We start from the raw sequence: 26,049 nt of genomic DNA on the forward strand, positions 1-26,049 counted from the left end.
GGTTTGCTGTATCATCCGTTTGTTCAGCTTTTTAAATTGAACGTAACGGTAAGTGGTTCCTAGTATTTTTTATGATCCAGTGGATAACCTCTGCCGCGGTAGAATTTATAACGTTCCCGCGCGAGTTCTTTATCTTTTTCCTGGTTGGGTACGATTTCAAAGCACTTGAGGAAGTAGCTGAAAAATGGTTGTACTTCACCACTGAGATTGATTAAGCAGTCATGCTGGTTTTCTGGAGGTTGTTGCTCGGAACTGGCAATACCAATTTGGACAGGCGGTGCTTTGTTCGGGCCTTCACCGACTAAATTGTGCGGTACAAACTGATCAAGCTCTTGCGTCCAGAGCCATTCGTCGACAGCGTGAGCTTGCTCTTCATCTTTGGCATGGATATAAACTTTGCGTCCCTGTTTGTATAAACTTTGAACGCACTTACCAATCAGGCGAAGATACGCTTCTTCGCCTGATTGACTTTCTAACAAGTGAAAACCGACTTGCGTCATATGATTACTTCGCTCGGTTCAACATGATTTGTGATAACAGCGGTACTGGACGACCTGTTGCTCCTTTTTCCGCGCCACTTTTCCATGCTGTACCGGCGATATCAATATGGGCCCAGCGATACTTCTTAGTAAACTTCGACAAGAAGCAACCGGCGGTAATTGTGCCTGCTGGTTGACCGCCTAAGTTTGTAAAGTCGGCGACATTACTCTTAAGCTGCTGGTGGTATTCATCCCACAACGGTAAACGCCATACGCGATCGGTTGCCATGTCACTGGCTGTCTCGATTTCGTTTGCCAGAGAGTTGTTGTTACTCATCACGCCTGACGCTTCGTGACCCAGAGCAACGATAACGGCACCAGTCAGTGTCGCAATATCAATTACAATCTCAGGATCATACTTATCAATATAAGTTAGAGCGTCACACAAGACTAAACGTCCTTCGGCATCAGTGTTCAGAATTTCAATCGTTTGACCTGATAATGATGTTACGACATCACCCGGACGGCTGGCTTTACCACTTGGCATATTTTCTGCCGCGGCAACAACACCGATAACATTAATGGACAGCCCCATTTCAGCTACTGACTTAATGGCACCAAAGACAGAAGCGGCACCGCCCATATCAAATTTCATTTCGTCCATTTTGGCGCCAGGTTTTAAGGAAATACCACCAGTGTCGAAAGTGATACCTTTACCCACGAAAACGATAGGTTTATCGCCTTTATCGCCGCCGTTGTATTCCATGCAGATTAATTTACCAGGCTGATCAGAGCCTTGTGAAACCGAAACAAAAGCACCTGCACCCATTTCCTTAAGCTCGGCTTCATCAATAATATTGGTCGTGATCGATGAGTAGTCCTGGCTCAGCTGCTCAGCTGTCTCTGCCAGAAACGTTGGGTTACAGATATTGCCTGGCAGGTTCGCCAGATCACGAGTTAGTGATTGACCCGCCGTAATGGCACAGGCATGTCTGATGGCACTTTCTGATTCCTGTAAGTCGGCGCGCGACTCAATGAACAGCGTCATTTTACGCAATGGACGACGGGTTTCTGATTTTTCACTCTTCAATTGTTCAAACAGATACAGGGTGTTGTTCGCTGCTTCGACAGCAAAACGAACTTTTGAATAGAGCTCCTGGCCCTTGACGTTCAGTAACGGCAGGGTGTTAATGGCGTCGGTAGCGCCTGTTTCGTTGAGTAGTTTGATGACTTTCCCGCAAATCTCTTTGTATTTAATTGCGTCGAATTCACGCTCTTTACCGCAACCCACAAGCAATACGCGATCACAGCTGGTGCCCGGAATACTGTGAAGCAACAGAGTTTGTCCAAACTTACCTTCCATATCGCCGCGTTTCACGATAGCGTTGATGTAGCCTTCACTAATATCGTCGATCTGCTGTGCTGGAGCAGAGAGTTTACGAGATTCAAAAACACCTACGATTAAGCAACCCGTTTTTTGTTTTTCTGGGTTACCACTCTTTACAAAGAATTCCATAGATCACCTGCAAATTGTTAATTTTCGTTTATAATGCCGATATTGGCATAAACCGTGCCCATAGTTTAACTGATATTGTCATAAATACCAGTTCTCAAGCGGGCTAACATACTGAGAAAACCTTGATTCTAAGTCGTTATTTAAATCGCGAAGTTTTTACCAGTACCCTGGCAATTCTTGGGGTTTTATTCGCTATTTTTATCAGTCAGCGCATTGTAAAGTATTTGGCACAGGCCGCGTCCGGTGATATTTCCGGTACCATGGTGTGGCAGATGGTCTTGTTATATTCGCCTGTTTTACTGGGGTTTTTATTGCCGCTGGCTTTCTTTCTCGGTTGTCTGCTTGCCTTTAGCCGGTTGTACGTTGATAGCGAAATGGCGGTGTTACGATCCGTTGGCGTCAGCGAGAAAAAACTAATCAGTTTACTGCTGCCCATTTCCGTAATTGTTGCTCTGAGTGGTGGCGCTGTATCCATGTGGTTAGCACCGATGGCTAACGAGACCACTTACCAAATTCGTGATGAGCATGCCAGCAAATTGGAATTGAGTATGTTGGAGCCTGGGCGTTTTCAGATCTTTCAGGAAGGCGAGGGCGTGGTTTATGCAGATTCCTCAGAAAGCTCCAGTCATTTAGGTAACTTTTTTCTGGCGGAACTGCCAACCGATAACAGTCCTTTTACCCGGATCATTTCGGCTAAATCTGCTGAGCGCTATTATGATGAGGCCTTGGATAAAAACTTTTTACAGTTGAATGATGGTTATGTGTATGAGCTGGATGGCAATAAGAACGTGCGTAAAATCACCGAGTTCGCACACTATTACGCGAGGCTGGAAGCCGAGCGCTCCATCGTCTCTCGCCGCAAAATTTCAGCGACACCGACCATGGAGTTATTAGCAACTGCCGATGGAGCCAGCTGGGCGGAATTCCATTGGCGACTTGCAGTGCCTTTGTCCGTACCTTTCTTGCTTCTACTGGCCGTTCCTTTAAGTCGGGTTCGACCGAGAGAGGGTAAGTTTGCCAAGATGTTACCAGCACTGATGGTGTACATCGGTTATATCGTGTTGATCGTTGTCTTTAGAAAGTGGGTTGAGGCGGAAAAAATTCCTGGTTGGTTAGGCTTTACGCCGATTTACTTGGTGATGGCACTGTTTGGTTTCCGCTTACTGCATGCTCACGGCCGCGCTAATACTAAGAAAAATGGGAAAGAAAAGAAATCCCAGAGGCAATCATCATGAATATTTTGCGTTTTTATATTGGCAAAACCATCTTAGCAACGTCGATTATTACCTTGGTGACGTTAGCTATTATTCGCGTCTTGTTCGCGCTCATTGATGAAAGTGGTGATTTTGACAAGGGTAGCTATGCCTTCATGGATGGTTTGTCCTATGCGCTACTACTGTCTCCCCAATATATTTATGAGTTTTTCCCGATGGCTATCCTTATCGGTAGTATTGCCGGCTTGGGGATACTGGCTTCACACAGTGAACTCACCGTGATGCGAGCAGCGGGGAAAACCACCTGGCAAATTATTGGCGCCGCTTTAAGTTATGGTTTATTGCTGATCGCTTTTTCGGTATTCCTCGGGGAGTATGTTGCCCCAAAAACGACCCTGATGGCAGAAAACATACGGAATCGCGCGCTCTATGGTGAACAGTTTGTAGACAGTAATCAGGGACTGTGGTTAAAAGACGGGGCACATATGGTCCATGTGGGCGAGGTCATGGGTTCGTCGCAGCTGAGCGATGTGACGGTTTATGAATTCAATCGTGCTAATGAGCTTACGCGCTTGATCCATGCTGACACGGCTCGCCTGAATGATGCGGTGTGGACTTTGCAAAATGGTGACGTGACCCAGCTAGGCGTTGAAGTAGAAACTAATTCAGACGAGGAAAGCAGGTTAGGGACGAATGTCGTGAGCCGGATACCGTTCAGTAATCAGCAATGGGAAACCTCAATCAATCTGGACAACCTGTCTGCGCTGCGTGTTGAGCCGGAAAACATGAATATTGTGAATCTCTATCAGTATCGACAGTATTTAGCAGGCAATGGCTTGGATACGAAGAGTTATGATCTGGCTTTCTGGCAAAAGGTTTTTCAGCCAATCAGTACAGCCGTTATGATTATTCTGGCCGCCTCCTTTATCTTTGGCCCGATGCGCAGTGTCTCCATGGGAGCTCGAGTTCTGGTTGGGGTGCTAACTGGAATGGTGTACTTCTTTGCGGTGCGCTCGTTTGGTCCTGTCAGCCTGGTTGCTGGCGTGCCGGCTTTTCTGGGAGCCATGATGCCGCCACTGATTTTTGCAGTTGCGGCATGGTATTTGCTTAAAAAAGCGGGTTAGCCTTTCTTGTTTTTGTCTTTATCAGGTAGTGCGACCACTCGAGTATTCGTCAACATGTCATGCCAACCCAGGTTCTTTTTGTTAAAGGGGCTGAACAGCATACCGATTCCTAACACCGATAAAAGAGTTCTCGGTAGTGCCTGCTTAAAGGTCACCGGTCGTCCGTCATTCTGCACCAACATGATTTTCCAGGCACTCATACCAACCGTTTGTCCAAAGCGTACGTGGGTGCCAACAAAATAGAACAGCAGCAATAAAACTGGCAAAGCTGAGTATATCTGGTGAGCTAAGCTGCCTTCCCAACCACCTTGTGCATGCATATCCTCGACACCATAAAACCAGCGGATCAGTGGAAAGGTGAAGAGGCCCCATAGAAACCATATCGCAACGCTGATCAACATGTCATAAAGCCATGCGCCGAGTTTTTTGGTTAGCGGCGCGGGAGTCGTAATCAGAGAAGGTTGAGCTTCGGTACTCATAGTCGTATTCAGTTGTCTGTAATGGACGCTAGTCTAGCAAAACCTTATGAAGTCCACCACTTGAAACATCCGCTTACGATATAGGAGCGGAGCTTTTTCTACCTTGAGCTTTTAACCCTACCTAAATATTGCTATAAATGACGAATTGTGAGTTAAGGTAGGTTTCCTATGAAATTAATAAAAGAAATAATTGTTTGTGGTGCACTATTGGCTGGTAGCTTTAATGCCAGCGCCGGTGAAGATTACAGTCAGTGGTTAGGTGAGTTCTTCGAGGACGTCCAAGAATATAAGCAATCACAAAACCCAGTATGGGCGGCGCGTGAAGGCGACGAGTCAGCTAAAGGCAAGCTCCGGGATGTGAGCCCTGAAGCATATCAGCAGCGTAAAAAACAATACTTAGCTTTTATTAAAGAGCTGAAGGCGATCCATCGTGATGATCTTTCTGCTGATGAACAAATCAGCTATGACATGATGATGACTCAGCTGAAGCAGTCCGTGGCAGAAATAGATTTTAAAACGTATGAAATGCCGTTAACATCTGAATATGGCTTCCATGCTCAGACCACTAACCTTGCCAATTCTTTCCGCTTCCGAACGGTTCAGGATTATAAGGATTACATTGCTCTTTTAGGTGCTATCCCGACATTTTTTGAGCAGAATATTGCTAACATGCGAGCGGGAATGGAGCGCGGCTTTACAGTGCCAAGAGCGGTGCTGGATGGTTACACTGATGGTATAAAGGTTTATATTAAGGATAACGCCGAGGAGACCGTATGGTATCGCCCATTGAGCTCGATGCCGAAAACGATAAATAGTAACGAGCAAGCGGCTTTGCGAAAAGAAGCTGCTCAAGTGATCAATTCAAAAGTCGTTTCTCAGTACCAAGCTTATCTGGAATTCTTCGAAAACGAATACCTACCTGCGGCTAAGAAAACCATAGCCGCAACGGATTACCCAGATGGTGAAGCTTTCTATCAAAATCAGATTAAGCTCTATACCACTTTGGATTTAACACCTGATGAGATTCATGAAATCGGTTTAAAAGAAGTAGCTCGAATTCGCAAGGAGATGGAAGAGGTTATTGAAACGACAGGGTTTGAAGGTAGCTTCGAAGAGTTTTTACACTTCCTTCGTACCGATGAACAGTTTTATGCCGAAACGCCCGAAGAGCTGCTGAAAGAAGCGGCTTATATGGCCAAGAAAATGGATCATCAGTTGCCAAAGTTTTTTGGTAAGTTGCCTCGCCAACCCTATGGTGTAGTACCTGTACCTGAAGAAATTGCGCCAAAGTATACCACTGGGCGTTATTCCGGCGCTCCTATTGATAGTGCCAGAGCCGGGGAGTATTGGGTCAATACCTATGCGCTGGATAAACGCCCTTTATACAATCTGGAAGCGTTAACGCTGCATGAGGCGGTTCCTGGCCATCACTTGCAAACAGCATTGGCCCAGGAGCTCACCGATTTACCTGAATTCCGTCAGAATACTTATATTTCGGCGTTTGGCGAAGGTTGGGGATTGTACAGCGAAAAACTGGGTTTAGAAGCGGGTTTTTATGAAGACCCTTATAGTAACTTTGGTCGTCTGACGTACGAGATGTGGCGCGCCATGCGTTTGGTAGTCGACACCGGTATGCATGCCAAAGGTTGGAGTCGCGAGAAAGCGATTAAAATGATGGAAAATAATACCGCCTTATCGACATTGAACGTAAGAACTGAGATTGATCGCTATATCAGTTGGCCTGCGCAGGCTCTGTCCTACAAGCTGGGCGAGTTAAAGATTTGGGAGTTACGCCGAAAAGCTGAAAAGGAGCTTGGTGAAGATTTTGATATTCGTAAGTTCCATGATGCGGTATTGGCTAATGGCTCAGTACCTTTAAAGGTTTTGGAAGAGCAAATTCATTTATTTATAAAGCAGGAAAAGGCCGCTGCAAAAAAGAAAAGCGCCTAAAATTAAAGAGTTACCTAAAGCAACGAGCCCAGCCAGAGTGCTGGGCTTTTTTATAGATTAACAAAACACTTGCATGAAACCAAAAATCACCTTAGAGTAACCTATAGGTGTCATTAAGGGTGGTTTAGTTGTCGCAATGACACTCTCTTTTTATTGTTTAAAAATTAACGGAGTAAAGGTATGAATCAAAAGAATTGTGCAGAGACAGTGGATAGAATGCAGAAGGGAGTTGCATTGGGCATGCTAATTTGTGGCTTGACGTATTTAGCAATCCTGGCTGAGGATCTAACACCAAAAGGAACACTCAATGAAGTGCTCGACCTGATTATAATGGTCGGCGTCGTTATCACTATGTCAGTTACTCTATATGCTATTTGGCCTGCTTTAAAACAGAAGCTTTCAGGGAAGTTAATCGCAAACTCAGAACCTGAGGGGTTTGTTTCAGGAGCAATGCTGAGTAGCTTTAAAAATGGCTGGATAGCCATAACGTTCAGCATTTCGATATTGTTAGGTTTGTCCTCACAACTCGAGCTGTTGGATTTAGATATCCGATTTTATTTTACCTCGCTATTTGCTATAGCGGTGCTTTCAGTCAGTATTAGTTTCTTTTGTTTAACGCGTGATGATGGTCTCGAAGAGCTTGAGGAGTAGTTATGCACCCCAAACTTGATAATCGGATCCGAGTATTTCGAGCCGAACACCGTATGAGCCAGAGCGATCTAGCCGAGGCAATAGGGGTGTCACGTAAAACGATTAGCACAATCGAGGTAGGTAAATTTGTACCATCCACCATTATCGCTCTAAAAATTGCTGATTACTTTAATGTTCCTGTAGAAGAAGTATTTAGCCTGATAAAAGACGAGGAAGAAACCGCCTAAAAAGCCACGGGAGAGTATTGCAAAAACAGCTTATTGGTTTATAATGCCTCGCACTTTCGGCTACAACTAAGTTGCTGAAAGTGCTAATGCCGGAGTGGTGAAATTGGTAGACGATGTACAGGATGTACGAGTGCCGCGGAGGACAGGAGTCCGAGAGAGGCCGACCTACAGGCAGACTATATTCCAGATATAGCTTTTGCATTCCTCACAGCCATGTGAGTCAGATGTAGGGAGTGCCGCGGAGCGGTGCACGTCGGGTAACGCGTAGCGTTACAGTAGCTAGCAACCCATGTTGCTGGTTAAAATAAGTTATATTGCCGGAGTGGTGAAATTGGTAGACACGTCGGATTCAAAATCCGATTCCTTCACGGGAGTGGCGGTTCGAGTCCGCCCTCCGGTACCAAATTTAAGGCCTTGATTTATCAAGGCCTTTTTTGATCCTAAAGATGTTTCTTCAGTAGATTATAGAGCTTTAATGGTTTTAGTGGTTTCTTCAGGAACAGGTAGCCACTTCCCCTGATTTCTTCAATAGCACTGGCAGTGCTGTCCGCGCTGACAATCATCGATGGCACCGTTGTGTCCAACCTGTTGTTAATGAATCTGATACTATCGAGTCCTGTATTCCCTGACTCCAGGTGGTAATCGGTGATAATAAAGTCGACCTTGCTGCTACTCGCAAAAGACTCTTCCAGACTTTGATAGGATGAGAATGAATACACTCGGCAGTTCCATTGTTGTAGCAAGTCTGTCATTGCATCAAGTTGTTGTTTGTCATCATCCACATAAACTATCGTTTTTTGCTGGAAATCTATCGTGTCGGCCCCTGGTCGAGTTGTCTCCTTTGAGTTCAGGCTTATTTTTTCTGCATCACTGCCGTAGGGCACTAGTATTGAAAAAATCGAGCCTTTATGCAGTTCAGAGCTGAGTCGCATAGGATGTCTTAGGAGTTTAGAGAGCTTTTGACAAATCGCCAGGCCTAAACCATGTCCAGCATATTTGGCATTCTGATTGGTGGGCAGTCTCCGAAATTCGTCAAAGATCTGTCTTTGTTTGTCCTTAGAGATTCCTTCACCATTGTCACACACCTGTATTTCAATCCCTTCCGAACGATATCGGCAACCCAATACGATTCTCCCATCTGGTGTATGGCGGATAGCATTATTTAATAAATTTTGCAGTATGCGTCTGAGAAGTTTTGGGTCACTCGCTATCGTGGCATTGCAGGGTACATAAGAAAGCTGAATTCCTTGGTCTTTAGCCAGCATGGAGTTACCGCTAGCCAACTCACCTAGAAGATCGTTTAGGTCGAAGTTCATTAGTTTGGGCTCGATTGCCTGACCATCAAGCTTGGCGATCTCTAGCAAGTCATTAATTAAGGTTTCCGCTTGAGAAATGGATGCTTGGATATTGTTGATAGACTGTTCAACGGACTCCGGCTCCTTAAACTGTGCTAAAGATGATGCGAACAGGTTGGCAGCATTCAGGGGCTGTAGCAAGTCATGACTACAGGCGGTTAAAAACTGGGTTTTAATTTGATTAGCACTTTCCGCCTGTTTTTTTGCTATGGCCAATTGATCGTTAGCTTCGGCCAAGTCCTGGGTCCGCTCCTGTACGCGATCTTCGAGATTTTCATTGAGCTGTTTGAGTGATTCCTGTTGCGCCTTATATTCGGTGATATCCACAAAGGTGGTTACGAAGCCGCCGCCGGGCATAGGGTTACCGGTAACCACTAATGTTTTACCCCAGTTGTCGGTCCGTTCATGACTATGGGCGAGACCGCTTTTAAGAGTTTGCAGTCGACGTCGCACCTTCTGCTCAATAACCTCATGATCGGTTTCTTCTCGTTTAGCATTGTATTCAATGAGCTCGATAATTGGTGTACCGATCTGCATTAACTCATCAGGGTAGTTAAACATGCTGACATAAGGCTTGTTCCACACTACCAGATTGAGGTTATGATCAATCACACTGATGCCGTGTGGCAGGTTCTGTACCGCTGCCTGTAACAGTTCACGGTTAAATTCCAGAGCCTGGTAGGACTCTTCAATAAACTCAACCACCTGTTCAAGCTCTTTGCTTTGTTTTTGGCTAAAGCGAGTGAGAACCATGCGTGCAGTGGCACTGCCGATGGTACCGCTTAAAGTATGTTCGATCAGCTTTATTAATTCTGGTGGTGCCATTTGCTGATCAAGTGGCTGACTAAATAGTTCTTTGTTGATGGTATGATGCTTTTGGTATTGCTGGAATAACTGCTGTGTTTTTCTGATGCCGATAAATTGTTGGCTGATAGCTTTCAGGTCTGCAATCGACAGGTGTTCGGAAAGTTTGGTGCCTTCCTGACTGATGTTTTCCATCGCTACGTTAATAAACGAGTTAGCCTGAGCTTTATCTATGATGCCTGAATAGGTATTTTTTGAAATGACAAAATAGACACATAAGTTGGTTAATAAGCTCCAAAATACGCCATGAGTAAACACATCAAAGTTGTGCTCACCAAACAATCCTGTTGGTTTTAACCATTCGATCCCTAAAGGTCCTTCGGTGACAAGGCTTGATTCTACAAGGCCGATAGAGTGCAGCGAGGGGAGTAACAAACAATAGAACCAAAGCAGGGCCCCAACCGACAGACCTGCAATAGCTCCTTTGTGGTTGGCTTTTTTCCAATATAAACCGCCAATTATGGCTGGTGAAAATTGAGCTACTAGTGCAAAAGACAGTAAACCTGTAGAAGGAATCTCGGTGTAAGAAGCTACCGAGCGGTAATAGCTGTATGCGATCAGTAATACCAGCATGATTACCACCGAACGAACTAACAGAATCAACCCGGTTAGATCTCGTCGGCTGGAGTAGCGCTGGTTTTTTAAAAGCAACGGCATGATCAGGTGGTTGGTTAGCATGGTGCTGATAACCAGTGTGGCGATGATAACCATACTGGTGGCAGCGGATAAGCCACCGATAAAGGTTAAAATAGTCAATGTGCTCTTTTCGGCCATCATCGGAAAAGCGAGGATGTAGTGATCCGCGTTAATCGACTGATCGGCAAAAAACTGGTTGCCTGCGATGGCGATTGGCAGAATAAAAAAGTTTATTGCAAAAAGGTAAACTGGAAATAGCCATCGGGCACTATTAACCTGTTTTATGTTGGTTGGCTCTACTGCCAGCACATGAAATTGGCGGGGTAGGCAAAACATTGCCAATACGCCAAGAAACACATGGGTCCAATAAGAGAGCGGTGCTGCTGAAGTACTCTGTTTCGTTTGATTGTTCTCTATAATTCGGCTAGTGAAGTCCCCCAGCCCTTCAAAAGTATATATTGAGATAAATAACCCAACAGCGATAAAAGCAAACAGTTTAACCAACGATTCGAAAGCGACGGCCAGGATTACTCCGGAGTGCTGCTCGTAGCGTTCCGATTTTCTTGTACCGAATAAAATGGTGAAGATTCCCATCAGCAGGGCAATGTAAAAGGCAGAGTCCAGATTAAAAGAGCTGGCTCCCGTTAAGTCTGCGTCTAATCCTTGGGTAATAAACTCGTAGCTGTCGCTGGTAGCCTTCAGCTGAATGGCAATATAAGGAATCACTGCGACCAGTGCGATGAGAGTTACTAAAATCGCCACGCCATGTGATTTGCCATAGCGTGAAGACAACAAGTCAGAAATCGAGGTACTGTTGTGTTTTTTAGACGACAACACCAGCTTTTGTACCAGAGGCCAGGCAAAAGCAAAGAAAATTAAAGTCCCTAAATAGGTGGGAGCAAACCACCAGCCCGTTTCTGCCGCTTGTTGGATGGTCCCAAAAAAGGCCCAGGAAGTGCAGTAAACAGCCAACGATAAGCTGGTAATAACCGCTTTGCTGCGCTCACTAAAGGTGTGTACTTTGCGGTTCCCGTAATGGGCAATGGCAAACAACAAACTTAAATACGCAAACGCAATGGTAAATAGAAGCCAGCCGGATATAACCACTTAGAGTCCTTATAAATCATATAATTGAGTTGTTCCCACCTATAGGATGTATAGTACTAAGGTATAGTACCAAGCCCCCTATAGGTTGGATATAGTTAGCGTCGAAGAAGTGATTACGCCTTAGATAGTACTAAAAAAATATCAGGAGATACAATGAAAGCTAAAAACTCCACGTTTAAATATTCAGCGCTCAGCTTTTCTGTGATGTCGATTTTGTTCGCTAACTCCTTGTTTGCAGCAGAAGACGCTGACGATAAAAAAGAAGAAGAGGAGTCTAAGGGGCTTAGCGTTATTGAGGTTACTGCTCGTCGAACCGTTGAGGACCCGCAGAAAGTTCCCGTATCTATTTCTAACTTTTCGGAGAGCGAACTAGAGCAGTCTGGGGTGCAGAATATTGCAGACGTAGAAAGTTATGTGCCTAATGCAACCTTTAATGCCAGTCGTGGTACCAACTCCACTTTAACCGCCTATCTCAGAGGTGTGGGGCAAAATGATCCGCTGTGGGGGTTTGAGCCGGGCGTTGGTGTTTATATTGATGACGTATACGTAGCTCGTCCGCAAGGTGCGGTTCTTGATATTCTTGATATTAACCGTGTTGAGGTACTCCGTGGTCCACAGGGAACACTGTACGGTAAGAACACTATCGGTGGTGCAATTAAATACGTGACTAAAGAGCTAACACCAAATACTGAATTTACAGCACAAGCCGCTGTTGGCAATTATGGGCAGAAAGATTTCAAGCTTGGCGGGCAGACAACCCTGGGCTCTGATCAGTGGATGCTTGGCTATTCGTTTGCCAGTCTGAACCGAGATGGTTTTGGTGAAGTAGTAGGCGATAGTATTCATGCTGGAAAGGAACTTTCCGACAAAGATGTACTGGCTGGCCGCTTAAACCTGACCTACCAGGCTTCAGATGATCTGCGTTTTAAGTTTGTTGCGGATCGTATTGAAGATGATTCTAATGCACGAGGTGGGGGCCGTTTAACGACCAGTAATGTGTCAAACCTTGAGCCTTTGGATAATGTTCATGATACGCGTCAGAACATGGACCCTGAGAACAACGAAGTGATAACCAGCGGTGAGGCACTCACAATTGACTGGGCCCTTAATGATGAATGGGCTTTCAAATCAGTAACGGCGCAACGTGACGGTTATACTGTTTCGGATATCGATTTTGATCAGTTAAATGTGGCTGACCTGGATGTGCCTGCGAGTTATGATGACGAGCAGCTGACGCAAGAGTTTCAGTTCTCTTATCAAGGTGATCAGTTATCCGGTGTCTTTGGTTATTACTACTTTGATGGTGAAGCCGCGGGCTCGTTCGATGTGATTCTTAGTGAGCTTTTAGGCGGTATTGGCTTCTCAACCACAACTTCTGGTGTTGTAGATACCAGAAGCCATGCAGTATACGGTCAGGGGAGTTATCAGTTTGATGAGCAATGGTCTATGTCATTCGGTGGTCGTTATACCCGTGATGAAAAACGTGCCTACGTGAAAGTACTGGCTTTTCTTGGCACGGACACCACAGTAGATCCATTCCAGGTACGTTCTAATTTTAACAACAGCGACACCTTTGATAACTTTTCACCGCATATCGGTGTGCAGTATCAGGCAACGGATGACCTGATGTATTACGCCGGTTATAACCAGGGCTTTAAAAGTGGTGGTTTTAATATGCGAGCTAACCAGGCAGCTGATCCGGGCGCGGATACACCGTTTAAAGAAGAAACGGTTGATCAGTTTGAGCTGGGGATGAAGAGTCGTTGGCTTGATAACCGACTTCAACTCAATGCGGTTGCTTTCTACCAGGATTATAAAGATAAACAGGTGACAACTAACACCAATGTGGATTTGGACAATGACGGCGTTAATGAAACCTTTGTCGGTCGAATACTGAATGCGGGTCGCGTGAAGGCTCAAGGCTTAGAAGTTGAAACTGTTTTCGCGGCGACGGACAACTTGAACTTGTTCATGAACCTCGGGTTTCTGGATGCCGAATACGAAGAGTTTGATGGTTATGATTTATCAGGAGCCCCAATCGATCCGAAAACGATTAATATCATTAATACTCCTGAGAAAACGGCTAATCTAGGCTTTAACTATGAAGTACCAATGAACTCTGGTGCCTATTGGAATATCCATGCCAACGCAGCTTACCGTGATGACGTGAAGATTTTTGATTTGGATTCACCTGTCGATCAAGATGCTTATACTCTGGTGGATGCGGCAGTGAGCTACATTACCCCGCAAGGTGACTGGCGTTTCACATTATCCGGTAGGAACCTGACCGATAAAGAATACCGTACGGGTGGTTACTTCTTCCCTGATCTTGGGGTCGAAGGAACGGTTACTGGTTACTATGGTGATCCAAGAACCTACACACTGTCAGCTACCTATAGCTTCTATTAATCTCTAAAGGCGCTGTTTACAGCGCCTAATTTTCCAATTGTTTAAGAAGGTACTCTGTTAATGGTTAGTATCATCGGTCTTGTATTGGGCTTAGGTTTATTGATTTATACCGCTATGCGGGGTGTGAATTTGTTCATTGCTGCCCCTGTCTGTGCTTTGTTAGTTGCTTTAACTAGTGGCTTAAACATTTTCCCCGATGAAACGGGTGTTTCGTTTGTTACCAGCTACATGGATGGTTTTGCCTCTTTTGTTGCTGCCTGGTTTTTTATGTTCTTGCTTGGCTCGCTTTTTGGAAAGTTTATGGAAGATACAGGAGCAGCCGATAGCATTGCTCACTGGATTGTCAGTAAAATTGGTAAGAAACACGCTGTATTAGCCGTAGTTTTATCATGCGCCTTATTAACTTATGGTGGTGTGAGCCTATTTGTCGCTGCATTCTCCGTTTACCCTCTGGCGCTGAGCTTGTTCAAAGACGCCAACTTGCCTCGACGTTTTATTCCTGCGGCTCTAGCTTTTGGATCCGTGACCTTTACCATGACCTCGGCCGGATCGCCAGAAATTCAAAACTGGATCCCGATTAAGTATCTGGGGACTTCACCTTTTGCAGCATGGGAGGTCAGCCTTGTCGTTGCTGTGTTTATGGCGACTTTTGGCTATTGGTGGCTGACGAAAATGATCAAAAAAGCCGTTAATCATGGAGAAGAGTTTGATGTTAGAGCCGATGATCCAGTGAACGAAGAGCGCAGTCTTCCTCATCCGGTTACTGGCGTTATTCCGCTTGCAATCGTGTTGCTGTTATCGTTTTTGTTTCATGACTCACTACAACAATACGCATTGATCCTTGCTCTGCTGTCAGGTGTTCTATCGATTGTTGCCATGAATTGGAAGTACTTTAGAAACATGCAGACTGCGATCAGTCATGGCACCACTGGAGCATTAGTGGCAATCGGTAACACTGCTGCTGTAGTTGGCTTTGGCTCTATAGCTAAGCAATCGGAAGGGTTTGCCTACGCGGTTGAGTTGATGACCAGTCTGCCGGGAAATGAGCTGATTGGCGCTGCAGTCGCGGTCAGTGTGATCGCCGGTCTGACTGGCTCCGCATCAGGCGGGCAGGCTATCGCTTTGCCAATACTGGCACCTCATTATACGGAACTGGGTGTCGCTCCGAGTGAGTTACACCGAATTGTTTCGATTTCGTCGGGAGCACTCGACTCGCTTCCACATAATGGTTATGTCGTCACGACTATTCGAGCCATTTGTGGTGAAACTCATCAAGCTGCCTATGGCGCGATGGCTGCTGTTACTGTAGTCGTGCCCCTGCTTGGTTTGATATTAGCGATTAGTCTGTTTTCAATTTTTTAGAGTCGCTCCTGAATTTTAACTGCTGTTATAGAAGGAGATAACAATGAAATACTGGCTTTTAATATTTTGCCTGCTGTTTATTACGGGAGAAGCTTTGGCGGACTGCAAAGATGCCGTAGTGCTGGTTCATGGTAATACGGGTTCCAGTGCAGACTGGGATAATACCTACCATGAGCTACTCGCTCGGGGATACAGTGACGATGAAATTTTTCGACCAAACTGGGGGACCAGCTGTGCTTCATGCAATAACCATTATGGCAGCGAGGAAACCCCGGTTCGTGAGGCTATCAGTGCAGCGATAAGTCATTCATGCTCAGGAAAAATAGACATCATTGGTCATTCGATGGGCGTTACTTTAGCGATTGATCAGGTACTGGATTTGTCAGCGACTAATGCTGTTGATGATTTTGTTGGTATCGCTGGCGCTTTACGAGGCTTGCACAGTTGTGGCTACTACCCATATAACGTGTATAATTCAACGTGTGGATACTGGGGTCTGTCAATTGGTAGCCCTTTCTTAAACAGTATTTATGGTTCGAACTTTGCCGCTAAAAGTTATTCGATAAAAAGTTGGTATGACCAAGTAGTTTGTTACGGTGGCTGCACTGTTGGTGGCGTTCACTCTTCTCGTATCTGGAATGAAGATGCTAGTTATACTTTTACCTACGGTCACTTTGGTTTGCAGTCTTATACCAGTCAACTCCAGGTCAATTTAATAGAATAATAAAATTCTACCCCTGCTTACTTTATTATGTAAGCTTTGGTGATTACCCGCTATGGGATAATCACCTTTTTTTCGTCTACGGTAATTGGATGCTTAGGTTCGCTTGATATATTTGGGCTATGGCTATCGGTTAAAGTTTCGACCTTTCCTTCCATCACTTTTCTGGTGTTGGTTTTTACCAGTTGGCTTGGTGGCAGTGGAGTGCCATTGGTTAAGTGCTGCCACATAAGCTCTAAAGCCTGTTCGTAATAATAATGTAGAGGGATATATGAAGATTGTAGCTGCGGTAACGCATTGAACGCATCAAAGTGATGAGCATTTTCAATTTCATAATACTTTAACTTAGAATACTGTCCCTCTTTTAGGTAATTCAGGCCAACGTAAGCGCGTGAACTATGGTTAACGGGAATTAAGCCATCGGCTTGCCCATGAACGATAATGGTTGGTTTATGTTTTAAATTTCCCTGGGCTTTAATCTGCTCAATGCTTTGCTGTATGACGGCTTTGTGTTCAGTGTTAACGTTAATGTCAAATGGTAGCCCCGGATTAAGCGTTTTAGCGAAGCATAAATCATTCTGATAGACCAAACTGAGTTCGGCATGCTCCTTTAATTGGGGACGCCAGTTGATTTTTACGCCCTTAGTTGGCGGTATGCCATTACTGCTCGAAAATAAGGTAGCCTGAGTCGCATGATCCATGTCGTCAGTGATAAAGTCGCTGTTGCAGACGGGGTTATCAACGGGTGTTTTGGCATACGCATTGAAATAGGTCGTGTTAATGGCATTCCATAAGTTAATTGAGCCACCGACTGGCAAGAACTGTAGTCCTTCGGGACGGAGGCCATTCTCAATCAATTTTTGGTAGGCTTGCTTAGCTTGCTGCTGTGTCGTCGTCGCGCTAAGCAACTTGTTATCTTTTAAAAACTGGCACTGGGATTGAAGTTTTGCCTGATTGAATTGCATATAGAGAGCAAAACCATGATTCTTAAATTCATCTGACAGCAGGGCACAACCCTGGTATACGGCGATGGTGCTATTGTAATCGAGCAGTGGTTGACTATGATTTTCTACCGTTCCGTATTTATCTTCGATAACAAACGTTGCCTGCTGTGGTGTGATATTAGGTTCCCCAGCAACGATAGCATCGAACAGTTCGGTGGTGTCCTTCTCCGCGGCTCGAAGGACTGCGCCACCGGCATTGGAAATTCCTGTGCCAATAATAATGGTGTTTTCACTGTTGTAATTTTGGCTTGGGAAGTGCGTGTTTAAGAAATATAACCCTGCTACTGCCGCTCGATTGACATGGCTTGCCCAGTCTTTTTCGATATTAATCTGTGAGTGAGCGTGCTTAGTGGCTATGCGACCTTGCTGAATATTTGTTGTATTTGATGAAGTTTTAAAGTGCATTTTATCGCTACTTCCCGATACGAGCTGACCATCAATGGTATACCCCTTGTTTTCATCCAATAGATAAAAGCCCGTACCCGTACCTTTGTCGGTATAGGCGACCGCACATCCTTTGGATAAAGCCCAGAAACCAGCCACTCCGACAGCGCCATAGACGCCTCTTGAGCCTGACGAAGCTGACGTAATAAGACACGGTTGCTCTTTGTTAAATGAGTCAGGGATCTGAATTAAATAACTGGCAGCAATACTACCGTCGGTATTTTTTGAGTAAGTCAGATACTCAGTGCCGTAAACAGGGTTGTTACCAATGGATTCGTATTCGCTATTAAAGCCACCTGCAGCAGTAAGATCGACTAGCGCGCGAATATTGTGGTAGTAGGCTAATTGTCTTAATTCCAAAGGTGTTGGCTTGTCTGGTTTAGCAAGTTCGGGGGGCTTAGTCGAGCGTAACTGTTTAATAGTTAAGCCGGCACTGAGCAAATCGTAATGTGAGTTATCCTTTTTACTGAATTTATAAGTGATTACATCCTGCGTTTCGAACTGCTGAGCCCTGTCAGGGGTAGCGCTGTGATTGCTGCATGCGGCTAGCGTATAAGCGAGTATTGTTACGGTGGAGTAAGTTTGCCATTTCATATACTAATTGAGGATTATGAATATTATAAGTCATTATAAGGAAGAATGATTTACGAGAACTAGTACTTTAGTATTGCATTCACCGAGGATTTTCTTTGGTAGCATTATTTATATTCAAGACAAAGCTTAAAACAGTATTAATGATGAAAACAGTATTGATAAGTGGTGGTGCCAGCGGTATTGGCTTAGGTGTGGCTCAACACTTAGCTGCACAAAACTATAAAGTGATTATTACTGATCTGGATGAGGGTGCTGCGAAAAGAGAAGCAAATAATATTGTCGATCAGGGCGGGGATGCCAGTGGCTATGCTTTAGATGTTACCAATGAAGATAGCGTAGAACGTTTATTGCAGGCTTTGTCAGGAACGCCAGTGGATATTTTGATCAACAATGCCGGGATCCAGCATGTGGCACCTCTGGATGAGTTCCCGATAGATAAATGGCAATTTTTAATCGAGGTGATGCTGGTCGGTGTCGCTCGTCTGACGAAAGCTTTTCTACCCAATATGAAATCCCGGGGATTTGGTCGAATTGTAAATATAGGCTCGATCCATTCTCTTGTAGCATCACCCTACAAAAGTGCTTATGTCTCTGCGAAACATGGACTGCTAGGCTTCAGTAAAGTTCTCGCTTTGGAAACATCCGAATACGACATTACCATTAATACCGTTTGTCCTGCTTATGTAAAAACCCCATTGGTTCGTAAGCAAATTGCAGCCCAGGCTAAAGAGCATGGCCTAACTGAAGACGAAGTGGTCGAACAGATCATGCTGAAGCCAATGCCAAAGAAACAATTTATTAGTATCGAAGAGTTAGCTGGTACTTGTCAGTTTTTAGTTGAACCTGCTGCTAAAAACATTACGGGGCAAACGATTACACTTGATGGTGGATGGGTCGCACAGTAGAGCTTTTATTCAAAAGCTTGTTGCTTGTAAAGGATACCTGCCTGGGTTCGATTTATCACATCGAGTTTTTTCAATATAGCTGATACATGCTGCTTGATGGTAGTTTCCTGAATACCTAGCTCATAGGCAATTTGTTTGTTGAGTTTACCATCGGCAATCATGGATAAGACTTTAATTTGCTGAGGCGTAAGCTGAGATAACTGATTACTCTTTTGGGTTAAGTTGGCTTTTAGGGTCTGAACTTTCTCCGCGACTTCTGAGGGTAGCCAGGTATTGAGTTCCAGTACGGACTTAATGGCATCGGTGATAACTTCAAAAGAAGATGACTTAGGAACATAGCCATTAATGCCCAGCTCAAGCAGCTGGTGTACCAATGTGATGTCGGTGTTGGCTGAAACCACCAGAACCGCAACTTCGGGTCGTGTATCAATAATTGTTTTTACTGAATGCAGGCCTTTATTATCAGGCATCGACAGGTCAAGTAAGACTAAGTCAATATCATCTTCATTTTTGAGAATGTTCAAGGTTTCAGTGAAGTTACTACTCTCGAGCAAGTGACAACCGGCATATTCCTGCTTCAATATTTGCTGTAATGCTTGGCGAAAGAGCGGGTGATCATCTGCTATTAAAAAGCCTGGCACATCGTTCATTAGAATTATCGTTTAAGTCTTTCTATATTGTTTCGGAAAATAACAGCATACCTCTTTTTCAGCCCAAGTCTAGTCGACTAAAGTCTGTTTCGTCTGGTCGGCGGTTTGCAAACCAAAAGTGACTGCTCAAAATAATCCGTGAGGTTTGTGTGAAAAATGTTCAAACCAGTTCACGTTTTATGAGAAAAGGTTAACTATTATAGATGGTTAGATGGGTGAAAATCACTGGTTTGTCCAATATCCTAAGTCAGTATTAACTTATGATGTGTGTCTGGTGTTTGAATGTGCTTGATACCTTTTAAGCGGCTGTTTAAATGAGTTTGTTTATTTGAAATTTTTCAATGGCTTGCTGGTTATATTGGGTTTGATTATTTTGTTGTTGATATAATTTTTTGTTTAAAACTAGTGTTTTTTACACTTAAAAATATTGATGCTATAAGTTTGTTCGGGTTAGTTATTTTAATTCTTTTGAGGAGTCCTACCTAACCCAGGAAGTTAACAATAATGATGGAACACTACTAAGGGGGTAGTCAATGTTTCGAAAGTTATTGCTATTTATAGCAGGTGCCTTGCTGGCTGGTACAGTACAGGCAAATATCGGGGTTGCCTTTGTTCATGGGACCGGAAGTCAAAGTGATGCCTATAATGATTATTGGACTGGAGACTTTATTCAGTCGGTGATCAAGGGATTGCCAAACTCAAGTAATTATACTGTTATCAACTGTGATTTTACTCAGTATATGTGGAAGTCAGGCGCAGCAGGCTGTCTGGCGACACAATTAACCAACTTCATTAACAACAAAAGTATCACCAGTCTAACCTTAATCACGCACTCGAATGGCGGTAATGTCGTGCGTTGGATAATGTCGAATCCTACCTGGGATAGCCGCTACCCGAATATTATCAATCGGATTGATGAGGTGATTGCACTTGCACCTTCGAGTGCAGGTACGCCACTGGCTGATGCGGTGATCGATGGTAATGTGTTTGAAGAAGCCTTGGGCTGGCTGTTGGGCTACAAAAATGATGCGGTAAGAATGCAGCAAGTGGCGTGGATGGAGTACTACAATAATGAATGGTTGTATGGCACCAGTGGTCGTCCTGCTTTACCTAAGCCGTTTGTATCGGTCGTTGGAACCGATGTTGAGTCTGCGGTGTGGGATGGTGATAGCTACTGTGGTGGTTACTCGCAAAATGTTGGTCTGGAGTTTACTCAGAACTGGTTGAATAGCTGCTCTGACGGCTTTCTGGATTGTAGCTCACAAAGTGCGGCAGGTTCAGTCTGGTTCTATGATAAAAGTAAGACATACGACGATGAACCATTAAGTCATGCGCAAAGTCGACGTCAGTGTTTTGGTCTGGATTATTTCTTACGCACAAGAATTTAAGGAGGAGTTATGAGACATACAATAATTTCAGCAGTAGCCCTGGCGTTAACAGGTTTTACCGTATCAGCGGATCAAGTCATAGCTTCAAAGTCTCAACGTGGTAGTGCTTATACCGCAAACGATGCCGCTGCCATGACTCCGCCGGTAACGGAGCGTGAAACTAAAAACGTCAGTTACAGCTTTCCCATCAAGAACATGATGCAGATCGATCAGTCAGTTAAACCTGCCCATATCCAAAGTCGGCAATATTCGTTAGACGTGACAGGGAAACAGCTTATGTCCGGTGTTGCGTTAAATACATCAGCCAAAGGTGCTCTGGTAAGAATCTCGGCCTTTGATGGTAAGAGTGTTGTCGAACCAAAGAACCTGAGCTTAGTTAACCGCAAAGGAACTGTGTTTGCTCAAGGAAAAGCGTTTGACACCTTAGTTAGCAGTGCGGCCATGCAGAAAAATGGCGTGGGTTTCCAGCGAGGAACGACTGGGCTGAAAGTTGCAGACTCTCTCGGAGCTGGAACCTTCACACTAAAAGCCGATCAGAATATTAATCAGAATGCACGTTACCGTATTAATGTTTTTGAAAAGCAAAGTGACATGGAGCTGCATCTTACCGCGAATAAAAACAGCTATTTGCAGGATGATGTATTAAATGTCGATGCGAAGGTGTTTAATCAGGGAAAAGCGCAGGAGATTGTTACTATTAAAAGTAAGCTTGTTTCTCCTGAAGGCAAGACTTTCAAGGTGAACTTTAAGCGCTCAAAAGATGGTTACATCATTAACAAGCCACTCGATATGAGCGCACATGCGGTTCCTGGCGCTTTATGGGAGTTACACACGGAAGCCAAGGTAAAATCGAGTGGTCAGCTTATTCAGCGGAATGGACAGTTGCCTTTTGCCTTTGCTGAGAAAACGGCAAAGCTGTCTACAGCGCCAACTATTGTTGGCCAGAAGCAGTCGCCTGTAGCAATGATACCTGTATCTGTCAATCAGGATGGACGCTATGAAGTCCGCGCGGTATTGTATGGCACAGACGGAGCAGGGCAGTTAAAACCTTTGATGATGACTCATAGTGCAGCTAATTTAGCGGCAGGAGAAGCGATGATAACGATGAAGTTTGACTCGGGTATTGTGGCTCGCTCTGGCTTAAGTGCGCCCTATGACGTTAAGCACCTCGAGCTTAGAGATCAGCAGCAGATGGTATTGCTGGAGCGGTAAGTTTCATAAGATCCAGCTCAAAAGGCGGCTAGTCCGCCTTTTTACAATTTACAGCTGTTGCTTGGAGAGGCCAAAGAAAAATAACACTAAATACATAATGTTAAATTACTTTAGCTTTCACTTATATTTCTATTAGTTATATTAAATGTAAATTCTTATTCCCTTACTTTATTTTTGTTTGATTTTTGAACAGCTTTCTTATTCAATACGCGCCTGCTTAATTTATCGCAAAAGTTTTCTTCACACTCTAGAAGTATTGGTCTGAATCAATTAACGGTCATGATCGTACTTTTCACAAGGTAGTAACACTTCAAATTAAGGATCGCTTACAGACCCGCTCAGTTCTAATGTAGCTGATTAACCGGGGCTGCAGGTTTGGTCTGCACAACCTATGGAAAATCGTGCCTCTATTTTAGAGACAGGGCGTCATGTGTGATGAATATGTACAGGCAGAAAGACGTCAGGTTGAGGCATTAAAGCAATAACAAAAATCGTTGCCTTATTTGTTGAATAAATAAGGGTAAGAATTGATGAAGCAATTGTTTTTTGGTTTGTTCGTTATGTTGATCGTTCCGGTTTCTGGACTTACGACAGAGTTAGCTATTGTATCGGGTTCACCAAAAGATCCAGCAGTCGTTAATCATGAGCGTATTCTGTATTGGTTGGAAAAAAATGCTGAACTGAATAAGAATGCTACCGCGGCTGAAAAGCAGGCCGCGTTAAAGAGCTATTTACAAGGTGTTGGTAAGCACAGTCACCATCAGCCTAAAATTGTGAAAAATACCTTAAAAAAGCAACGCCTAGCCTATAAGCAGGGCAAGTCGTTAGCTTATAAAAATACTCAGGAGACGACGGTAAAAGTCCTGGCTGTGCTGATCGACTTCCCAGATTTAAAGCACGACTCTCATGGTTTAAGTTCGTCCGATACGGAAATGTACTATAGCAATTATCCAGTGTCGCATTATCAGGATCTGATGTTTTCTCAGACAGGATTTACCGGGCCGAATGGTGAAAACCTGACATCAGCCTATCAATATTATCAAAATGAATCCGGCGGTAGCTTTTATTTTACCGGTCAGACTTATGGCTGGGTCACTGCCGATAATAATGCAGCTTATTACGGCGCCAATGAATCTGGCGATAATAACAGTGATCAGAATGTGCCGGCGCTGGTTAAAGAAGCGGTTTCCAAAGTGGTGCAATCAAACAATATCAACCTGTCCGAATACGATGTCGAAGATCCTTATGATCTGGATAAGGACGGTAACACCAATGAGCCTGACGGCCTGATTGACCATGTGATGGTTTACCATTCCAGCATTGGCGAAGAAGCCGGTGGTGGTGTTTTAGGCGGTGATGCGATCTGGTCACACCGTTATTATGTGGACTCTGCTACTGGCGGCTATCAGCTAGCCGGCAGCGATAAAAAAGTTTTTGGCTATACCATCCAGCCGATTGATGCAGCGACGGGTGTTGTCGTGCATGAATTTGGTCACGATCTAGGCGTGCCGGATGAGTATGATATTGGCGATTCTGACGCTGGTTCTCCAGTGGGCTATTGGTCGATTATGGCGGGCGGTAGCTGGGCCGGTAAGATTGCCGGTACAGAGCCAACGGGTTTTAGTCCTTATGCCAAGGCATTTTTTCAGTCGGTATATGGCGGAAACTGGATTAATGAGCAAGTGATCGATTTTACTCAGCTTGAAGGCGATCAAAATATTCAGCTGGCCGAAGCGGTGAACCATGAGCAGATGAACCAGTTACGGATTGATTTGCCTGAACCCCGAATTGATTTTGCTGCACCTTACTCAGGAAATTATCAGTATTATTCCAACGGAGGCCATGATTTAAACAACAGCTTATCGTTTACCGTGTACGTTCCGGCGTCGGGTGTTACCGAAATGAGCATCAAGGCGCACTGGGATATTGAAGTGGACTATGACTATGCGCAGGTTTTAGTCAATGGCGTTGCCATAGAAGGAAATTATACGCAACTTAACAATTCACAGCACCGTGAAGTGAGCCACTTTATTACTGGGAAATCTGCGGATATTTCGGGCGCAGAAGGTGCTTTGGGCTGGGTTGATTTAAGGTTTGATCTTTCTGCTTATGCCGACCAGTCGATCAGCGTGGTAATCCAGTACGTGACTGATGAAGCCGTGCAACGCTACGGGATGGTTATTGATGATTTGTCTCTGAATAACTCTCAGGACAATAATGACAGACAAATTTATTTCGATGGCGCCGAGAAGGCAGGAGCGACCAGTCTTGATGGCTTCCTGAGAATCGATGACACCAAACCTGGCGAAGCTCAGAATTACTGGGTACAGCTGCGTAGCGAAAACGAGCAGGACTCCGGTTTGGCGGACTCTGTCTATACACCGGGTGTTTTAATCTGGTTTGCTGACGAAGCTTACACCGACAATAAGGTCGGAGAACATCCGGGACATGGTTTTATTGGTGTGGTCGATACCGATCAAAATCCTATTATGGTTAATGGCTCGGTCGCTCAATCAAGCTTGCAAGTGATCGATGCCGCCTTGGGTCTGTATTCCCAGAAAAGTTATCAGGGCGACTCACACTTGGCTGCAGAACCTGTGTTTGATGACAGCCGAGACTACTCATTTCCTGAACAGCCGGAATCGGGGCTGGTTTTACCGGTAAACAATTTACGAATTGAAGTGCTGGAGCAGGCGACGGACAGCAGCAAAGCCACCGTAAAAATATCCAAAGCTTCCGCTTCGATCCAGACTAATCTAATGGCTGACTTTGACTATAACGTTAAGCAAACAGACGTCAGCTTTAATAGTTCGGTTAGTGGTGGATGCGAACACTACCGCTACACCTGGGACTTTGGCGATGGCCAAACGTCTACTGTAGAATCACCAGAGCATAGTTATGACAAAGCCGGTGATTACACCGTTAAATTAACAGTAACCGACGACGATGGTTCTGAAGACGTAGTGACCAAAACCGTACAGATTCAATCGTCATCATCGACCAATAATACTACCAGCGGAAGTACGAGTGGTGGCAGTGGAGGCGGTGGTAGCTCTAACCTGTGGTTGTTACTACTACTGGGCTCGGGTGTTTTATTAAGACGTAAACGTTAATATTCAAATCTAACCAAAAAAGCCGCGATTATCGCGGCTTTTTTATGGTGTTCTCAGTATAAAAGCAAAATAATGAATATTTTGTGTAAATGGATTAGTCTTTATCCAAGGATGCCTGGACGTTGAAGGTGTAGGCAAGTACATATAATAATCAAGGATTAAGGAGCTGTGATGAATAAATTAAAACTATTGATAAGCCTATTGGTTATTTTAGGACTGTTTGGTTGCTCTACGGGGCAAGATGAACTTGAAAAGCTTTGTAAAAAAGATGCTGGAACAGTGATTTACAAGCAGGTTAAAGCTGATGGATATTACAGTGAAGATTGCAGGGGAACTTGTTACACACCTGTTATAAATAATCAATTTGAATTTATTGAAATATATAATGATACGGATAACAAATCCTACAGTCCGGGAAAGGGATATTGGCGCATATATATATCTGATAATGATGATTCCAATTGTTATGAAATCGTAACAAGTCGGCAACAGCATATAATTGGTGAAGGCAAATGTGTTGAATCGCCCCAAGTTTTCTAGATACCTTTTAGCTTCATAAAATAGTTCTTTTCAAACTCGACTGGTGACACATCATCATTGTTACCATGTCGTCGCTTGGCATTGTAAAACATTTCGATGTAGTCG

General features: G+C 44.4%; 20 protein-coding genes and 1 tRNA gene. 14 read left to right on the plus strand and 7 right to left on the minus strand.

Going from position 1 to position 26,049, the window contains the following annotated elements; translation table 11 throughout:
- Positions 1 to 59: 59 nt before the first annotated feature.
- Positions 60 to 500, minus strand: a complete 441-nt coding sequence (locus H7708_RS06465; RefSeq protein ID WP_223669659.1) for a DNA polymerase III subunit chi — start codon at positions 498 to 500, stop codon at positions 60 to 62.
- Between the two features lie 4 nt (positions 501 to 504).
- Positions 505 to 1,995, minus strand: coding sequence for a leucyl aminopeptidase (locus H7708_RS06470; protein ID WP_223669660.1), 1,491 nt, complete (start codon positions 1,993 to 1,995; stop codon positions 505 to 507).
- A gap of 122 nt (positions 1,996 to 2,117) precedes the next feature.
- Here H7708_RS06470 and lptF point away from each other — a divergent pair, with 122 nt between their 5' ends.
- The gene (gene lptF / locus H7708_RS06475; protein WP_223669661.1) at positions 2,118 to 3,230 is read left to right on the plus strand and encodes an LPS export ABC transporter permease LptF; all 1,113 of its coding nucleotides are present in this window, start codon (positions 2,118 to 2,120) and stop codon (positions 3,228 to 3,230) included.
- A complete protein-coding gene (gene lptG / locus H7708_RS06480; protein ID WP_223669662.1) occupies positions 3,227 to 4,333 on the plus strand; it encodes an LPS export ABC transporter permease LptG in 1,107 nt (368 codons plus the stop codon). The genes lptF and lptG overlap by 4 nt, the downstream gene beginning before the upstream one ends.
- On the opposite strand, the gene H7708_RS06485 is transcribed toward lptG, so the two are convergent.
- On the minus strand, positions 4,330 to 4,812 hold the full coding sequence (locus tag H7708_RS06485; RefSeq protein WP_223669663.1) for an RDD family protein: 483 nt from the start codon (positions 4,810 to 4,812) through the stop codon (positions 4,330 to 4,332). The genes lptG and H7708_RS06485 overlap by 4 nt on opposite strands.
- A 168-nt stretch (positions 4,813 to 4,980) precedes the next feature.
- Between H7708_RS06485 and H7708_RS06490 the strand changes: the two genes are divergently transcribed.
- From H7708_RS06490 to H7708_RS06505, 4 genes are all read left to right on the plus strand, one after another.
- On the plus strand, positions 4,981 to 6,762 hold the full coding sequence (locus H7708_RS06490; RefSeq protein ID WP_223669664.1) for a DUF885 domain-containing protein: 1,782 nt from the start codon (positions 4,981 to 4,983) through the stop codon (positions 6,760 to 6,762).
- 180 nt (positions 6,763 to 6,942) lie between these two features.
- A complete protein-coding gene (locus H7708_RS06495) occupies positions 6,943 to 7,413 on the plus strand; it encodes a hypothetical protein (protein ID WP_223669665.1) in 471 nt (156 codons plus the stop codon).
- A gap of 2 nt (positions 7,414 to 7,415) precedes the next feature.
- Entirely contained in the window at positions 7,416 to 7,640 is a 225-nt protein-coding gene (locus H7708_RS06500) for a helix-turn-helix transcriptional regulator (protein ID WP_223669666.1), read from the plus strand.
- 316 nt (positions 7,641 to 7,956) lie between these two features.
- Positions 7,957 to 8,043: transfer RNA gene (locus tag H7708_RS06505), tRNA-Leu, on the plus strand.
- A 37-nt stretch (positions 8,044 to 8,080) separates the two neighbouring features.
- Here the strand turns inward: H7708_RS06505 and H7708_RS06510 are convergent.
- Positions 8,081 to 11,602 (minus strand): sodium:solute symporter family transporter, encoded by a 3,522-nt coding sequence (locus tag H7708_RS06510; protein WP_223669667.1) that lies wholly within the window; start codon positions 11,600 to 11,602, stop codon positions 8,081 to 8,083.
- A 153-nt stretch (positions 11,603 to 11,755) separates the two neighbouring features.
- Here H7708_RS06510 and H7708_RS06515 point away from each other — a divergent pair, with 153 nt between their 5' ends.
- Genes H7708_RS06515 through H7708_RS06525 form a run of 3 tightly spaced genes read left to right on the plus strand, consistent with a single transcriptional unit; the run spans position 11,756 to position 16,097 of the window.
- Complete coding sequence (locus H7708_RS06515; RefSeq protein WP_223669668.1) at positions 11,756 to 14,011, plus strand: TonB-dependent receptor; 2,256 nt, start codon at positions 11,756 to 11,758, stop codon at positions 14,009 to 14,011.
- Positions 14,012 to 14,071: 60 nt separating this feature from the next.
- Complete coding sequence (locus H7708_RS06520; protein ID WP_223669669.1) at positions 14,072 to 15,373, plus strand: GntP family permease; 1,302 nt, start codon at positions 14,072 to 14,074, stop codon at positions 15,371 to 15,373.
- 43 nt (positions 15,374 to 15,416) lie between these two features.
- Positions 15,417 to 16,097, plus strand: coding sequence for an alpha/beta fold hydrolase (locus H7708_RS06525; protein WP_223669670.1), 681 nt, complete (start codon positions 15,417 to 15,419; stop codon positions 16,095 to 16,097).
- 50 nt (positions 16,098 to 16,147) lie between these two features.
- Here the strand turns inward: H7708_RS06525 and H7708_RS06530 are convergent, their stop codons facing one another.
- Positions 16,148 to 18,136, minus strand: a complete 1,989-nt coding sequence (locus H7708_RS06530; protein ID WP_223669671.1) for a D-(-)-3-hydroxybutyrate oligomer hydrolase — start codon at positions 18,134 to 18,136, stop codon at positions 16,148 to 16,150.
- A 143-nt stretch (positions 18,137 to 18,279) separates the two neighbouring features.
- Here H7708_RS06530 and H7708_RS06535 point away from each other — a divergent pair, with 143 nt between their 5' ends.
- Positions 18,280 to 19,041 carry a 3-hydroxybutyrate dehydrogenase gene (locus H7708_RS06535; RefSeq protein WP_407929726.1) on the plus strand — a complete coding sequence of 254 codons (762 nt, stop codon included), beginning with the start codon at positions 18,280 to 18,282 and terminating at the stop codon, positions 19,039 to 19,041.
- 5 nt (positions 19,042 to 19,046) lie between these two features.
- On the opposite strand, the gene H7708_RS06540 is transcribed toward H7708_RS06535, so the two are convergent.
- Positions 19,047 to 19,691: a response regulator gene (locus H7708_RS06540; protein WP_223669673.1), complete on the minus strand. Its 645-nt coding sequence runs from the start codon at positions 19,689 to 19,691 to the stop codon at positions 19,047 to 19,049.
- A 533-nt stretch (positions 19,692 to 20,224) separates the two neighbouring features.
- On the opposite strand from H7708_RS06540, the gene H7708_RS06545 reads away from it, so the two are divergent.
- The 4 genes from H7708_RS06545 (at position 20,225) to H7708_RS06560 (ending at position 25,944) form a co-directional block, all read left to right on the plus strand.
- A complete protein-coding gene (locus H7708_RS06545; protein WP_223669674.1) occupies positions 20,225 to 21,079 on the plus strand; it encodes an alpha/beta hydrolase family protein in 855 nt (284 codons plus the stop codon).
- Positions 21,080 to 21,088: 9 nt separating this feature from the next.
- Positions 21,089 to 22,291, plus strand: coding sequence for a DUF4785 domain-containing protein (locus H7708_RS06550; protein WP_223669675.1), 1,203 nt, complete (start codon positions 21,089 to 21,091; stop codon positions 22,289 to 22,291).
- Between the two features lie 530 nt (positions 22,292 to 22,821).
- On the plus strand, positions 22,822 to 25,404 hold the full coding sequence (locus H7708_RS06555; RefSeq protein WP_223669676.1) for an immune inhibitor A domain-containing protein: 2,583 nt from the start codon (positions 22,822 to 22,824) through the stop codon (positions 25,402 to 25,404).
- Between the two features lie 171 nt (positions 25,405 to 25,575).
- Positions 25,576 to 25,944: a hypothetical protein gene (locus H7708_RS06560; protein WP_223669677.1), complete on the plus strand. Its 369-nt coding sequence runs from the start codon at positions 25,576 to 25,578 to the stop codon at positions 25,942 to 25,944.
- Here H7708_RS06560 and H7708_RS06565 read toward each other — a convergent pair.
- Positions 25,941 to 26,049 (minus strand): IS3 family transposase (locus tag H7708_RS06565; RefSeq protein WP_223669690.1); only part of this gene is annotated, 109 nt, incomplete at its 5' end. The two genes, H7708_RS06560 and H7708_RS06565, sit on opposite strands and share 4 nt — an antisense overlap.

It is taken from the genome of Kangiella shandongensis, assembly GCF_020005365.1.
Taxonomy (GTDB): Bacteria; Pseudomonadota; Gammaproteobacteria; order Enterobacterales; family Kangiellaceae; genus Kangiella; species Kangiella shandongensis.